The organism is Gemmatimonadota bacterium, from assembly GCA_041390105.1.
Lineage (GTDB): Bacteria > Gemmatimonadota > Gemmatimonadetes > Longimicrobiales > Gaopeijiaceae > JAGQIF01.
Window position 1 is genome coordinate 218,188 of the sequence record JAWKQO010000001.1, and the last position, 15,336, is coordinate 233,523.

General features: G+C 68.1%; 10 protein-coding genes. 8 read left to right on the forward strand and 2 right to left on the reverse strand.

Going from position 1 to position 15,336, the window contains the following annotated elements:
* Positions 1 to 11: 11 nt before the first annotated feature.
* The gene (locus tag R3E10_01005) at positions 12 to 1,040 is read right to left on the reverse strand and encodes a hydrolase (GenBank protein ID MEZ4414310.1); all 1,029 of its coding nucleotides are present in this window, start codon (positions 1,038 to 1,040) and stop codon (positions 12 to 14) included.
* Between the two features lie 148 nt (positions 1,041 to 1,188).
* On the opposite strand from R3E10_01005, the gene R3E10_01010 reads away from it, so the two are divergent.
* The 6 genes from R3E10_01010 to R3E10_01035 all read left to right on the forward strand — a co-directional run bounded on the left by R3E10_01010 (position 1,189) and on the right by R3E10_01035 (position 12,978).
* Positions 1,189 to 3,780, forward strand: a complete 2,592-nt coding sequence (locus R3E10_01010; GenBank protein MEZ4414311.1) for a M1 family aminopeptidase — start codon at positions 1,189 to 1,191, stop codon at positions 3,778 to 3,780.
* Complete coding sequence (locus tag R3E10_01015) at positions 3,780 to 5,738, forward strand: peptidylprolyl isomerase (protein MEZ4414312.1); 1,959 nt, start codon at positions 3,780 to 3,782, stop codon at positions 5,736 to 5,738. The genes R3E10_01010 and R3E10_01015 overlap by 1 nt, the downstream gene beginning before the upstream one ends.
* Positions 5,739 to 5,899: 161 nt before the next feature.
* Positions 5,900 to 6,568, forward strand: coding sequence for a TetR/AcrR family transcriptional regulator (locus R3E10_01020; protein MEZ4414313.1), 669 nt, complete (start codon positions 5,900 to 5,902; stop codon positions 6,566 to 6,568).
* Positions 6,569 to 6,741: 173 nt separating this feature from the next.
* Positions 6,742 to 8,289 carry a TolC family protein gene (locus R3E10_01025; protein ID MEZ4414314.1) on the forward strand — a complete coding sequence of 516 codons (1,548 nt, stop codon included), beginning with the start codon at positions 6,742 to 6,744 and terminating at the stop codon, positions 8,287 to 8,289.
* The gene (locus tag R3E10_01030) at positions 8,286 to 9,422 is read left to right on the forward strand and encodes an efflux RND transporter periplasmic adaptor subunit (GenBank protein ID MEZ4414315.1); all 1,137 of its coding nucleotides are present in this window, start codon (positions 8,286 to 8,288) and stop codon (positions 9,420 to 9,422) included. Before R3E10_01025 ends, R3E10_01030 begins: the two co-directional genes overlap by 4 nt.
* Before the next feature lie 61 nt (positions 9,423 to 9,483).
* Positions 9,484 to 12,978: an efflux RND transporter permease subunit gene (locus R3E10_01035; protein ID MEZ4414316.1), complete on the forward strand. Its 3,495-nt coding sequence runs from the start codon at positions 9,484 to 9,486 to the stop codon at positions 12,976 to 12,978.
* Positions 12,979 to 13,064: 86 nt separating this feature from the next.
* Here R3E10_01035 and R3E10_01040 read toward each other — a convergent pair whose 3' ends face one another.
* On the reverse strand, positions 13,065 to 13,565 hold the full coding sequence (locus R3E10_01040; protein ID MEZ4414317.1) for a DUF3575 domain-containing protein: 501 nt from the start codon (positions 13,563 to 13,565) through the stop codon (positions 13,065 to 13,067).
* Between the two features lie 248 nt (positions 13,566 to 13,813).
* Between R3E10_01040 and R3E10_01045 the strand changes: the two genes are divergently transcribed.
* The gene (locus R3E10_01045) at positions 13,814 to 14,977 is read left to right on the forward strand and encodes a glycosyltransferase family 4 protein (protein ID MEZ4414318.1); all 1,164 of its coding nucleotides are present in this window, start codon (positions 13,814 to 13,816) and stop codon (positions 14,975 to 14,977) included.
* Between the two features lie 93 nt (positions 14,978 to 15,070).
* Positions 15,071 to 15,301, forward strand: a complete 231-nt coding sequence (locus R3E10_01050) for a hypothetical protein (protein ID MEZ4414319.1) — start codon at positions 15,071 to 15,073, stop codon at positions 15,299 to 15,301.
* The last annotated feature ends 35 nt before the right edge of the window (positions 15,302 to 15,336 follow it).

The window sequence follows — 15,336 nt, forward strand, 5'->3', positions numbered from 1 at the left end:
GTCAACCAGACTTATGTCGGGTTTCGTGCCCGAATCTCGGGCGATGTCGGGGTTTTTGAGTCTCCTAAAACTCGGGCCAGGAAGATGGCCATGTTCGTCTCTGCCCACCAGAGCGGACGTCTCAGGGATCCGGCCAGGAAGCCGAGGTGACCCCCCTGGGCGGGGAGCCGCAGGTCCACGGCAGGGTTGGCTCGCAGCGCCGGCAGAGGCAGGCCAGCCGCCGGAAGGAAGGGGTCGTCAGCGGCGTGGAGCACGAGCGTGGGGATGGCGATTCCGGCCAGCAGCGGGCCTGAGCTGGCCCGCCGGTAGTAGTCGGTGGCGTCGCGAAACCCGTGCAGGGGGGCGGTGAGGGCGTCGTCGAAGGCACGGAGGGTCCGGGCGGCCCGCACCCGTGCCACCACCTGCGGCTCCAGGAGGTGGCGCTTGGCCTCGACCTTTTCCTTGAGCGACCTCAAGAAGTAGCGACGGTAGATCCGCCGGATGCCGGAACGGTCGATCCACCGCTCCGCCTCGTCGAGGTCGAAGGGAACCGAGGCCACGGCCGCGCCGCGGAAGACCGAGGCCGTGCCCACTTCGCCCAGGTATTTGGCCAGGACGTTGCCGCCCAGTGAGAATCCGGCGGCCCCCAGCGGGCGGCCGGCGAAGCGCGTCCGCAGCCGCTCTGCCACCCAGGCCAGCTCCTCGCTGTCGCCGGAGTGGTAGGCTCGCGCCAGGCGGTTGGGAGCCCCGCCACAGCCCCTGAAGTTGAGTGCCACCGAGGCGATCCCCCGCTCGCGCAGGGCCTCCATGAGCAGTCGCACGTAGCTGCGACGGGAGGACCCCTCCAAGCCGTGCAGGACGAGCACCAGAGGTCGTTGCGAGTCGAGGGCTCCGGGCCCGAGATCGACCGTCACCACGTCGCCGTCGGGGGTCTCCCAGACTTCGCGCAGGGTGGCGAAGGCCGGTGTCGGTCGGAGCAGCTTGCCCAGCAGGGTCTGGGCGTGCGGGCCGCCGGCGCCGGAGGCCGGGCGGAAGGGCTGGGGCGGGGAATCGCTGGGCACCGGGAACGGTGCGGGGGCGGAGAAGGGGGCGTCAAGCGGTTCCACGGTTCCCCGGCTTGTCGACGCCTTCCCGCGACCCGACCTTGCACGCCTTCGAACTCGGCCGTGTGGTGGAGGCCGGGCATCCGCGACCCCGCGAGGGCGACGAATGAACCGTTGTGGATCCATGCTGCTGCTCGGTGCCTCGCTCCTGACGGCCTGCGCTGAGGGCAGGCAGGCGTCGCCCGAGTGGGTCGCGCCCGGGATCTCGCGCGAGCTCGCCGACCTGCGGCATCGCACCCTCTCCGATGTGCGGTACGACCTGCGGCTCTCGGTGCCCGCCGAGCGGGCCTCTCCCCTCACGGGCCGCATCGAGGTCTCGTTCCGCTGGTCGGGGACGGAGGGGGAGCCGCTCATCCTCGACTTCACCGAGCCGTCGCAGCGCGTGCGTTCCGTGGAGCTCGACGGAGTCCCGGTGGTGCCCGAGCTGGTGGCCGACCACATCCGGATTCCCGGTGACGGACTGCGGACGGGAGAGACGCACAGGGTCGCGGTGACCTTCGTCGCTGGCGACGGCTCGCTCAATCGCAACGACGACTTCCTCTACACCCTCTTCGTCCCCGACCGCGCCCATTTCGCCCTCCCGCTCTTCGACCAGCCGAACCTGAAGGCGCGCCTCTCATTGGAGCTGGAGATCCCTTCCGGCTGGCAGGCCGTGGCCAACGGCAGCGAGATGGAGCGCCGCGACGACGAGACGCGTTCGACGCTGCGCTTCTCCGAGACCGCGCCCATCTCTACCTACCTGTTCGCGTTTGCCGTCGGGCGCTTCCAGGTGGAGTCCCAGAGCCGCGCCGGGCGCACGATGCGCATGTTCCACCGCGAAACCGATGCCGCCAAGGTGAAGAACAACGCGGACTCGATCTTCGCGCTGCACGAGCGGGCTTTGCTGGCGCTGGAGAAGTACACCGACATCCCCTATCCCTTCGAGAAGTACGACTTCGTGGCGGTGCCGGCGTTTCAGTACGGGGGGATGGAGCATCCCGGGGCGGTCTTCTATCGAGCCGATGGACTCTTGCTCGACGAGGTGCCCACGCAGGGGCAGTTGCTGGGCCGCGCAAGCGTCATCTCCCACGAAACCGCACACATGTGGTTCGGCGATCTGGTCACCATGGACTGGTTCGACGACGTCTGGCTCAAGGAGGTCTTCGCGAACTTCATGGCGGCGAAGATCGTGGAGCCTTCTTTCCCGCAGGTGGATCATGCGTTGCGCTTCGTGTTGGCCCACCATCCCGCGGCCTACGCCGTGGACCGGACGCCGGGGGCCAATCCCATCCTGCAACCGTTGGAGAACCTGAACCAGGCCGGCACGCTGTACGGACCGATCATCTACCAGAAGGCGCCCATCGTCATGAAGCATCTGGAGCGGCGCATGGGGGACGAGTCCTTCAAGCAGGGGCTGCGCACCTACCTGGACCGCTTTCGCTTCTCCAACGCCCGCTGGTCCGATCTGATCGGGATCCTCGACGAGCGCACCGATGAGGATCTGGTGGGCTGGAGTCACGTGTGGGTGGAAGAACCGGGACGACCCACCGTCGCGGTCGAACGCAGCGGCACTTCGTTGGACCTTTCGCAAAGTGACCCCGCTGGGAAAGGAAGGGTGTGGCCGCAGATCCTCGACGTATGGGCCGGCGCGCGGGATGGGGGTCGGATGCTGCAGGTGCCGCTGGACGGGCCGGAGGCCCGCGTTGAGGTCGGCGAGAGCGTCGAGTACGTCCTCCCCATGGCCAGCGGCATCCCCTACGGCCTGTTTCGACTCGACGATCGCTCGCTCGAGGTGTTGCTCGCCCAGGTCTTCACGCTGCCCGATCCCGTGCTGCGGGGAACCGCCTGGCTGACGATCTGGGACGCGGCCCTCGAAGGGTGGGTGGAGCGCGACCGTCTGCTCGACCTGTTGGTGCAGGGAATCGCAGCGGAGCAGAACGAGCTCATCTTCGCGCGGTTGGCCAACGATCTGAGTGAAGCGTTCTGGCGGTTCCTGCCGCCGGCCGAGCGGTCTCGCTGGGCGTCCCGGGTGGAAGGGGCGTTGACCAGCCGCATCCGCTCCGGAGACCCCGCCACGCTGCGAGCGACCGCGCTGCGTACCTTCGTGACGGTGGCGACCACCACCGAAGGCGTCGAGTTCCTGCGGGGGCTGTGGAGTGGGGCGCGCGAGGTGCCGGGAGTACCGGTGTCGGAGAACGATCGGACGCGTATTGCCCTTCAGCTGGCGGTGCGCGAGGTGGAGGGGTGGCCGGCGCTGCTGGACGCCGAGGCCGGCCGCATCACCAATCCGGATCGCCAGCAGCGTTTTGCGTTCGTGCGAGACGCGCTCAGTGACGACCCCGAGGCGCGCGACAGCTTCTTCAGTTCGTTGGCTCAACCGTCGCGCCGTGAACATGAGCCCTGGGTCTTGGAGGCCCTCGGCTATCTGAACCACCCCCTGCGCCAGGAGAACGCCTTGGGCTATATCACCCCGGCGCTCGATCTCCTCGAAGAGGTGCAGCGCACCGGGGACATCTTCTTTCCCGGGGGTTGGGTGAACGCCGTCCTGGACGGGCACAACACACAGGAGGCCGCCGAGGCCGTGCAACGCTTCCTCGCTGCCCATCCAGCCTATCCGCCACGGCTGCGGAACAAGATCCTGCAAGCGCTCGACCCGTTGGAGCGGGCGGTACGCCTGTCTCGAACCTCCGCCTCGGTGCCCGTGGCGGACGGCGCCTGATGCGGCGAGGGCGGAGGATCTCCGGAGCGGCCTGCAAGACGGGTCTCGTGTGCCTTGTGCTGGCGGGCTGCGCGTCGGGGTTGAACGATCGAAGCACGGACGGCCTGCTCGAACGCGAGGACCTGCAACGCGTGGTGGATCGCGCGCTGGAGCGCGACGTACCCGCATTGATCGAGGCCCTGTCCGCCGCGGACGCGGCCGTTCGACGCCGTGCGGCGCTGGGACTGGCGGGCGCGCGGGACCCGTCGTCCCGGGGGGCGCTGCTGCGGGGGCTCTCCGATCCTGACCGGGATGTGCGGGAAGCGGTGGCCTTCGCACTCGGACAGCTGCACGACCCCGCGCTGGCCCCGGACCTGTTGGGCGCCTTGGCCGGGGAGTCGCAGGAGCCTGTGGCCCGACGGCTCCTGGACGCGCTCGGTCAGTCCGGTGGGCGCGGTGCCCTGGACGGGCTGCTGGCCCTCGCGCCGGAGCGCTCCCGTCTAGCGGCGTACCAGCTGGCCCTCGGACGCCTGGCGGTGCAGGGGATGGCGACGCCCGAGTCGTTCCAACGCCTGCTCGCCGGACTCACGAACGTGGATCCCTCGGTGCGGGAAAGCTCCGCCTGGGCCTTCGGGCGGCTCGTCTCCGCCGCGCCCTGGAGGGCGTGGGTCGCCGACGTACGGAACGCGCTGGACGGGTACGGCCCCGACGACCCTGCTGCCGGACCCCTGCTGACGGGACTGTCGCGGGTGAGCGACCCGAGCGACACGCCGCGGATGCTGTTCTGGCTGCAACAGGCCTCGGACTGGCGCTTGCGCTACCTGACCGCCGTGGGGCTGACGCCGCGCGTGGACGATCCGCGCGTGCGGGAGGCTCTCTTCGTGGCCATCGACGATGAGTCGCCTCACGTCGGTGAAGCCGCCGCCACTGCCGTGTCCACGTTGGCCGCCCCGAGCGACGAGGACCTGGCCCGTATGGAGGCCGCGCTGACGGCGCACGCCGGCGACCTCCACCGTGCCTTCCCTCTGTTGGCTGCTTTCTCCACCCGAGATCGGTCGCAGAGGGTACGGAGCTGGCTCGCCGAATACGGAGACGACGGTCCCGAGCAGCGTTCGACCGGCCTGGCGGCGCTGGCCCTCGATCCAGGAGAGGTCGGGTTCGCTGCCGTTCTGGAGGCCCTCGACGCCGGAGGCGCCATGGCCGATCGGGCCTTCGATGCCCTGGGCAACCGCTGGTCCGTGGACCGACGGGACCCGGCCCGCTTGGAGCGTCTGCGCCCCCGACTCATCGACGCTCTGGACAGCGGACGGCGGATGGCCGTAGTGGGGGCGGCCACCCTGCTGGCAGACTCCGCGCTCCACGGGGGCGATGCGGACGAGGCCCTCGCGCGCGTGGCCCGTGGCCTCGACCCCGTGGATCGGGCCATCGAGTTGTCCGCGGTCCTGGAGGCTCTCGAGGCCAGGGGAGTGCCGGCCCCCTCGGGCCTCGCTCCCCAGCTGCCGGCCCGCCGCGCCCTCGACTGGGCCGCGGCCCGGCGTTGGGGTCGGCAGCCTCGGCTCCGTTTGGAGACCGAGCGGGGGGAGATCATCCTGCGGCTCGACATGGAAGCTGCACCCCTCACGGTGGAGTCCATGGCCACGTTGGCCGCGCAAGGGGCGCTCGACGGCACTCCCTTCCACCGGGTCGTTCCGGTGTTCGTGGCCCAGGGCGGTGACGTGAGCGGGGGGGACGGCCTCGGTGGCCCCGGCTACCGGATTCGCACGGAGCCGGGGCTCCGTCCGTTCCTGCGTGGCTCGGCGGGCATGGCGTCGGCCGGCCCCGACACGGAAGGCTCCCAGTTCTTCCTCATGCAGGGGAGCGCTCCCCACCTGGATGGCGCGTACACGGTGTTCGGCGAGGTCGTCGCCGGCATGGACGTCGTCGATCGGCTGCAGGTGGGCGACCGGATCCTCCAGGCCACGGTCGAGCCCGGCGCCTGAGACGGCCCGCCGCCGGCCGGCCCGCTGCGGCCAGGCCCGGCTCCCCATGGCCGGAAACCTGCGGGAGGACCCCCCCGTAGGTGAGGTATGTTCACCTGCCAAAGGTCAGGTCATGGCCTGCACCGTTGAATCGGCCCTCCTGCGATGTTTACATTGTTAACATGAGTGATAGTCAGCGGCAGAAGATCCTCAGTTGCGCCTGCGACCTCTACCTGAAAGACGGGTTGGAGGGCTTCTCCATGCGCAAGCTGGCCAAGGACGTGGGGGTCACCGCCCCCGCCCTGTACCGCCACTTCCGCAGCCGCGAAGGCGTGCTGGTCGCGATGATGGGAGAGGCCCACCGGCTCCAGGCCCAATACCTCTATCGCGCCCTGCAGGGACACACCCCCGCCGAGCGCCTGGAACGCGCCGCCCGGGAGTATCTCAGCTTCGCCAGCGAGCATCCGGAGATGTACGAGATGCTCTATGTCTCCCCCCACCACCTGGGACTCTCCGAGCTGCCGCTCGAGGTGGCCGAAGTCGCTGCCGCTACAGGGCGTTTCTGGCAGGACCGGGTGCGCGAGGCCATGGAGGCGGGCATCCTCTGCAAGGGGGATCCCGACGCGGTGGGGCTGACTCTGTGGGCGCATGCGCACGGGTTCGTGACCATCCATCTCCGGGGCATCTGTCCGGTACTCGGAGGTGAAGATCTGGTGTCACGTTTCGTCGAATCGTCCCGTCGGCTTCTCGCGGGGCTGGGAGGTCCGAGTTGGAGGGCCCACGCTGACGCGGAGGCCGAGGCCCCGGTGGTGGGAGAGCGAAACGGAAAAGGCGCGCGACGGGCGAGCTGACGGTTCGAACACGTCGTGAACAACGTAAACCCAAGTGAAACCGCGGGGTGTCCGTCGACGTACGGACCCGCGCACGGAGGTGAGGTCGGGTGGTGGTGGAGGAGCAGGACCTGCCCGCACGGCAGGACGGATCTGTAGCAACCCTTGAACACCAACACGTGGAGAACCCACGGATGGACATAGAGTCGCGGCTGGGGGGAGTGCCCTCCGCCGGAAAGGCCGCCCCGCACGCCACCCTGCGCGAGCGGGCGCTCGTGCTGCTGGTGCTGAGCGCGACGGCGGCGGCCGCCCTGTTCCTCGGAGTGCGGGATCTGCTCGGGCAGAGTGCTCCGGGCGCGGAGCCCCTCTCGATCCGGCAGGTTGTCGACCTGGCGCTCGAGCGCAGCCGCGAGTTGGAGGTGGCGGATCTCGGATACCGGGTGGCCGACGAGCAGGTCGCGGAAGCGTGGTCGAACGTGTATCCGCAGATCAGCGCCAGCGCAGACTACACGCGCAACCTGCAACCCGCGGTGTCGTTCCTGCCGGCGCAGATCTTCGATCCGACCGCGGGCGCGGACGACTACATCAAGGTCCAGTTCGGCGCGGACAACTCCTGGGCCGCCTCACTCACGGTGGATCAGCCGCTCTTCCGGGCCGGTGTCTTCGTGGGTGTGGGGGCAGCCGCCCGCTATCGCTCGCTGCAGAGCGAAGTGGTCCGAGGTCAGCGGCAGTCGGTGGTCACCCGAATCCGGACGTCCTACTACAACCTGCTGCTCTCGCAGGAGCAGCGGCGGCTCACGGCGGAGTCCGTACGTCGGGTGCGTCAGTCCCTGGACGAGACCCGGGCGCTGAACCGCGCCGGGTTGGCCTCGGAATACGACGTCCTGCGTCTCGAGGTGGAACTGGCCAATCTCGAGCCCAATCTCCTGAGGGCCGAAAACCAGGTGCGCTCCGATCGGCGCGCCCTGGCGGTCGAGCTGGCGCTGGCGGCGCCGGAGGCGGTGGAGGTCACCGGGACGTTGGCGGAGATGGACCTCGATGACGTCGCGGCGAACACGCCGGCCAATCGGGAGATCCTCTCGTTCACCGGCATCGGGGATGCCGACCTCATGGGTCTGGCGGCAGGAGGGGTGGAGCCGCGGTTGGACGCGCGCTCCGACCTCCGCCAGTCGGAGTTCACCGAGTCGCTGCGACGGACGGAGATGCGCTTGGAGCAGGCGGAGTATCTGCCCGAGATCTCTCTCTTCGGGACGTACTCGGTCAACGCGCAGCAAAACGGGCGACCCGACTTCTTCGGCAGCGGGCCACTGCAGCGCGCGACGTCGTCGCTGGCCGGTGTCCGCGTCTCGATTCCGGTCTTCACCGGGTTTCGCCGGGATGCGCGCATCGATCAGAAACGGGCGGCCCTGCGCCAGGCCGAGACCCAGACGCGGCTGATGGCCGATCAGGCCCGCAGTCAGGTCGTGGCCTTGGCCGAGCAGGTGGGGGAAGCGCGGCAGAGGGCCCGCGGCCAGAGCCTGGCCGTGACGCAGGCCCGCCGCGGGTTCGAGATCGCGAGCGCCCAGTTCCGCGAGGGCTTGAGCAGCCAGATCGAACTGACCGACTCCGAAGTCGCGCTGCGACAGAGCGAGTTCAACTACGCTCAGGCGGTCTACGACTACCTGGTGGCCCGGGCCCGCCTCGACGAGGCAGTCGGTAACGTGCCGGGAGTGGACGGGTCCGAGACCCAGGCGGGCGCATGAACAACGAGCACAGCATGGACAACCGAGACGGGGGCTACCCGATGACGATAGAGGTGAAGCGCGCCGCTGCGCTTTCTGCCGGCCTGTTGGCGGCGCTGCTGGTGGGGTGCGGTGGGCAGGCGCAAGCGGGCGCCAACGACGGCGCGAACGAGACGCCAGGATTCCAGCGCATCATCAACGTCCAGGTCGCAGCTCTGGCGGCTTCGGCGTTCGACGAGGAGATCCGTCTGACGGGCACCGTGGAGGCGAACCGCGACGTCCAGATCTCCGCAGAAGAGGGCGGAGTGATCCGCCAACTCCTGGTGGAGAAGGGGCGTCGGGTGTCGGCTGCTCAGCCGATCGCCAAGATCGATGACGCGGTGCTGGCGGCCCAGGTGGAGCAGGCGAGGGCCCAGGCCCGCCTGGCCCAGGAGACCTGGGAGCGACGCCAGCGCCTCTACGAGCAGGACAAGGTCGGGTCCGAGTTGGCCTACCTGGAGTCTAAGTACATGGCCGAGCAGTCCGCGGCCAGCCTGCGCGCGCTCGAAGAGCGCCTGGCCCGCACCATGATCCGGGCGCCGATCGCCGGGATCCTGGACGATCGTATGGTAGAGATCGGCAGTATGGTCTCACCGGGCATTCCGGTGGCGCGGATCCTCCAGCTCGATCCCGTCAAGGTGCGCGCCGGCGTTCCCGAACGCTACGCACTGAACGTGAAGCGAGGAGACTCGGTGGCCGTCAGCTTCGATGCCTTGGGAGGGCGCTCCTTCTCCGGGACCATCAGCTACGTGGGCGCGGCGGTGGACCCCGGCAACCGGACGTTCCCCGTGGAGTTCACGGTCCCGAACCGGGACGAGGCCATCAAGCCGGAGATGGTGGCGAGCGTCGCGATCCGCAGCGCCCGCGTCGAGGATGCGATCGTGGTGCCGCAGCAGGCCCTGATTCGGGTTGAAGACGGGTACGTGGTCTTCGTCGCCGTGGACGAAGGCGGCGAGACTCTCGCGCGCCGCCGAGAGGTCCAGATCGGAGCCTCGCAACAGAACCGGGTCGTCGTGGAATCCGGCCTTCAGGCCGGCGACCGCCTGATCGTGGTCGGCCAGCAGCAGGTGGCCGAGGGCGATCGCATCCGGATCGTCAACGGTCCGCAAACGTGATCAGCAGCCCCCGCACAACCTTGGAACGCATGCCGCACTGCGCGGCCAACGATAGAGGTCCATGAGTCAGAACGGGAAGGGGAGCCAGCAGCGGCAGCCGGACACCCACAAGGAATTCGGGTTGACCAGCTACGCCGTGGAACACCGGACGAGCGTCTTCATGCTCTTCCTGATCGTGGCCATCGCGGGAATCATGTCCTACCGCTCGATCCCGAAGGAGTCATTTCCGGAGATCGAGATCCCCATGATCGCCATCAACACCATCTACCCTGGTGTCTCGCCGGCGGACATGGAGACGCTGGTGACGCGGCCGCTGGAAGAGGAGTTGAACACGATCTCCGACATCGAGGATCTCACTTCGACGTCGGTGGAGGGCTATTCCAGCATCATCGCCGAGTTCCAGACGGATGTGAACCTGGACGATGCCCTGGCCAAGGTGCGCGAGAAGGTCGATCTGGCCAAAGCGGACCTGCCGGCGGACGCTGAAGAGCCGTCCATCATCGAGTTCAACTTCTCGGAAGTGCCGGTGATGCAGGTGAACCTCTCCGGCGAGTACGGGCTCGTCCGCCTCAAGGAGATTGCTGAGGACCTGCAAGACGAGCTGGAGCAGCTTCCGCTGGTGCTGCGCGCCGATGTGCGTGGCGGCCTGGAGCGGGAGGTAAAGGTCGAGGTCGACCTGACCAAGCTCCAGTACTACAACCTGACCTTCAACGACGTGGTCGATGCGATCCGCTGGGAGAACGTCAATATCCCGGGAGGCGCGATCGATGTCGGTGATCGCAAGTATCTGGTGCGCGTCGACGGTGAATTCGACGATCCCGCCCAGATCGCGGACCTGGTCGTCACTACCGTGGGCGGGCGACCGATCTATGTCCGTGACGTGGCCACCGTGGACTTCGGCTTTGCCGAGCGGGAATCGTTCGCTCGTCTCGACGGCAATCCGGTGGTCACGCTCGATGTGATCAAGCGGTCCGGAGTCAATATCATCGAGACCTCGGAGAGCGTCCGTGAGGTCATCGCGGAGATGGAGCCCGGGCTTCCGCCGACCACGGTGATCAAGATCACCTCCGACATGTCGCAAGACATCCACGAAATGGTGAGCAGCCTGGAGAACAACATCATCTCCGGCCTCATTCTCATCGTGGGCGTGCTGCTCTTCTTCCTGGGACTCAGGACCTCGCTCTTCGTGGCCGTGTCGATCCCGACCTCGATGCTGCTGTCTTTCCTGATTCTGAAGCTGGTCGGCGTGACCATGAACATGGTGGTCCTGTTCTCGCTCATCCTGGCCCTGGGGATGCTCGTCGACAACGCCATCGTGGTGGTGGAGAACATCTACCGGTACGTGACCGAAGGGTGGGACAAGAAGGAAGCGGCCAAGAAGGCGACGGGGGAGGTGGCTGTCCCGGTCATCGCATCCACGGCGACCACGCTGGCGGCGTTCGGGCCCATGATGTTCTGGCCCGGCATGACGGGCGAGTTCATGAAGTTTCTCCCGTTGACGCTCATCGTAACGCTGAGTAGCTCGCTGTTCGTGGCCCTGGTGATCGTGCCGACGCTGTGCGCCGTCTATCTGCGCCTGGACGACGAGCCGCGCGCGCCCATGACACGCGAAGCGCGTTTCACTATCGTGGCGGCTCTGGTGCTGAGCGGCCTCGTCATCGCAGCCATGAATCCGCTGACGGCCGTGCTGCTGGCTGCGACCGGTGTCGGGCTCTATCTCGTGCACACCCGTCTGCTGGACAGCGTGGGGCAGTGGTTCCAGTTCACGGCCCTGCCGCGCATCGCCGATCGCTACGAATCGGCGCTGCGCTGGTCCCTGGATCACCGGCTGCGCATGCTGTTCTCGGCCGCCGGGGTACTGGTCCTGTCGTTCGTAGTCTTCGGGATGTTCAACAGCGGTGTGGAGTTCTTCCCGGAAGACATCCCGCCTGCGCAGATCACGGTGAACATGGAAGCGCCCGTGGGCACGCTGGCGGAGTCGACGGACGAGATCGCGCAGCGCATCGAGCGACAGCTGCCGGGTGTGGCGGGCTTGATGGACGACGTGGAGTCCATCGTCACGACCACGGGGAGCGGGGGTGGCGGTGGGAATCCGATGGGTGGAGGGCCGGGTGGGCCCAATGCATCCCGTGTGACCATGAGCTTCGTGGACTTCGAGGAGCGCAAGCACGACGGATTCGAGCTGTTGGCGACGATGCAGTCCGAGCTCGGACGGGATGTGGCGGGCGCGGAGATCTCCGTGGAGGCGCCACAGGATGGCGCCCCGCAATCGGGCCCTCCGGTCAACGTCGAGTTGATCGGGGAGGAGCCCGCGCGCCTGAAGGAGCTGTCGGACGAGGTGCTGCGCATCCTCCGCAATGCGCCGGTCTACCCGAAGCTGGTGGCCCTGGAAAGCGATCTGGACGAGGCCCGCCCCGAGCTGTCCTTGGCCGTGGACCGGGAGAAGGCCGGGCTCTACGGGCTCACCACGTTCGACGTCGCCAACGCGGTACGGGGCGCGGTGCAGGGGATCGAGGCCGCCAAGTACCGGACCGGCAACGATGAATACGACATCGTGGTGCGGCTGGCGCCCGAGTACCGTGACCAGCTGAACTCGCTCGACGACCTGACGATCATGGCGGACGGCAAGCAGGTGCCGATCACGTCTGTGGCCGATTGGACCGTGGGCGAGGGGTACGGGTCCATCCGACGCAAGGACATGGACCGCATGGCCACCATTTCGGCCGATGTGGCTTCGGGCCTGAACTCGAACGCCGTGCTCGCGCAGGTTCGCACGACCCTCGCCGACTTCGAACAGACGCTCCCGCCAGGCTACTCGATGCGGTACACGGGGCAGAACCAGGATCAAGAGGAGGCGGCGGACTTCCTGGGTGCGGCGTTCCTCATCGCCCTGGCCCTCATCGCCTTCATTCTGATCTCGCAGTTCAACTCCGTGGTCAAGCCGGTGATCATCCTGACGTCGGTCATCATGTCGACGGCGGGTGTGCTGTTCGGGTTGGTGTTCTTCCAGATGCCCTTCGGGATCATCATGACCGGCGTTGGCGTGATCTCCCTGGCGGGAATCGTGGTCAACAACGCCATCGTGTTGATCGACTATGTGGACATCCTGCGGGAGCGGGATGGGATGGACCGACGGGAAGCGCTGGTTCAAGGGGGCAAGACGCGCCTGCGGCCGGTGCTGCTGACGGCGATTACCACGGCGCTGGGCCTGGTGCCGCTTGCCGTCGGCCTGAACTTCGACTTCATCGGCCTCTACACGGCCCTGCGCCCCGAGCTCTACTGGGGCGGTGAGCAGGCGGCGTGGTGGGGCCCCATGGCCATCGCCGTCATCGCGGGCATCCTGTTCGCGACGTTCCTGACGCTGGTGCTGGTGCCCGTGATGTATTCGCTGGTGGACGACTTCTCCAGGTTCTTCCGCCGCCACTACGTGGCGACCCCGGAGGCTGCGCCGGAAGGGGAGGGACCGACCAGCCGCTCCAGCCCGGAGCGGGCGCCGGAGCGGGAGCCCGAGCCGGTGGGAGCGTTCCGAACGGGCCTGAGGCCCGGGACCGCCTGAGGGTTGGGTAGAACCCTGTGGAAGTGAGCGGGCGGGTCACCACGGTGGTGGCCCGCCCGCGGCGCACGGGGGAACGGGTCGGCTCCCTAGAAGGCCCAGCCGATGTTCAGCAGGCGAACACTGGGCAGCAAGCCGCCATCGGCGCGGTCTTCCCCGAAAAGGCGGTTCACGCCTACCCCGAGGCCGATGAGCACGTTGTCGCGCTCGCCCAGGAGCCAGTTGTACCCCACCTCGAAGCCGAACCCACCGGCCGCGTCGTCGTCCGTGGTGTCATCGACGACGAAGAGGCCGAGCCGGGGGCCGAAGTGAAAGCCACGTAGAGCTTCGCCGGACGGGTAGTATCGGTACTCGAGGCTCAGGCTCGAGTAGCGGTCATCGCTCACGTCGAGGCGCGACGCGGACAGCGCCAAAGAGCTGGCCTTCGTCACCGAGTGCTCGAGCTCCAGGTTGTACCACTCGGCCAGCAGCAGAAACGGATTGGCCGAGACCTGTGTGCGGTGGACCTGAGCGTCCACGAGCTGCGGCCCCACCGAACAGAGGATGCCGCACACCGCGATCGAGGCCAGCAGCGAACGAAGATGGAGCATGTGTTCTCCTTCGGGATCGGATCCCGCTGGGGTGAAAGCCCGGACGTGCGACCGGGAGGCCTCGGTCCAGGGCGCAGGATGCGGCCGGTCGGAGGACCAACGGCTGTCAGGGGCAGGAGGGAGGCCAGGGAGCGTCCATCACGGAACTGCTTGCGTCCCGGGTGCTTACCTGCCATTGATGGCCATACGCTCCCCTGCTGCTGTCGTTTCGAGAGGACACCCCTGATGCACCCGCAGCGACGCTCGACATGAGGATCGGGATCGACATCCGCACCGTGGCGGCGTCCGCAGGACAACAGCGCTACCTGTGGCGCCTGGCCACCTGGCTTGCCGATCGAGGGGAGACGGTGGAGGTGCTCTCGCTGAAGAGCAGCGCCGAGGGGGTGGTGCCGCACCCGAATCGCACCGTACACGACCTCCGCGGCCTGTCCGGGCGCGCGTTGCGAACGCAGGTGCGCGCGCTCGGGCTCGATGTATTCTTCGCGAACCCGGAGCGGGCGCGTGCGTATGCGGGTCTGCCCATGCACGTGCTCCGGCCCGGATACGGCACCCGGCAGGGCGTGCAGAACCTGCGTTCGATCCGGAACCCGCTTCTGCGCGCCAGCTATGCGCTGGCACGCCAGACGCCCTGGGAGATCTCCAAGCGCCGGACGGAGCGCGCTTGGTACCGGCAGCGCTCGCCTGTGCCCCACGTGGTCGCGATCTCCGAGGTCATGGCCCAGGCCATTCAGGCCGACTACGGGATCGCCGAGCGACAGATCCACCGGATCCACAACGGCGTGGACCTCGCAGAGTTCTCCCCCGAGCGGCGCCGGGCCGATCGAGATCGGGAGCGCGCCCGCTTCGGGATCTCCGCCGATGCGTTCTGTGTGCTGTTCGTCGGGCACAACTTCCGCCGAAAAGGACTCCCCGAGCTGATCTCGGCGCTGAGCCGCCTGGGTCCGGATGCGGAGAACCTCGTGCTGCTGGTCGCCGGCCGGGGGACCGGAGAAGCACAACGCCGGCACCTGCGCTCCTGGGTGGAGCGTGCGGAGCTCGTGGAGCAGGTGGTGGTGGCGGGCGACGTCGTGCCGGTGACCCGCGCCTATGCCGCGGCGGATGCCCTGGTGTTTCCCAGCTGGCACGACGCCTTCGGGTTCGTGGTGCTGGAAGCGATGGCCTGCGGACTTCCTGTGGTGACGACCCGCTGGGCCGGAGCGCACGAGGTGGTGCGTCCGGGGGAGGATGGCTTCGTTCTGGAGGCCCCCGACGACCTGGAGCACCTCTGCGAGGCGTTGCGCGTGCTTCAGGACCCGCGGGTGTGTGCGCGTATGGGAATCGCTGCCCGGCAACAGGCCGAGCAGTTCGGGGAGGCCGCCAACTTCGCCGCCGTGCACCGGGTGATCCGGACTGCGGGCCAGTCGCTGGAGTAGCGGGAGGCGCTCAGGTCCGCCGAGAGCGAGGGCCGGCAACCCCAGGACGCACCCGACGCATCCCAAGGGCATACCTGCCTTCGGGAGGCTTCCATGGCCCTGACCAGATTGGATCTGTTGGCGGTGGTGGTGGCAGCGGGCTGCGGCTCCGCCGGCCACCTCGCGCTGCAGTCGCTACGTGCTCCCTCGCCTCCGACCGTGGTGCGCTTGCCCGAGGTGGTGGTTCCCCTGGTGGTGACGACGCTGGACCGTCAGGTGATCACGTTCGCCCCCATTCCCTGGCAGGACGGCGCCGGTCACGTGCGTATCCGCTTCATTCCCTGACCGCAGGCCGCCCGGTCGGGGAGCGCGCGTCCCCG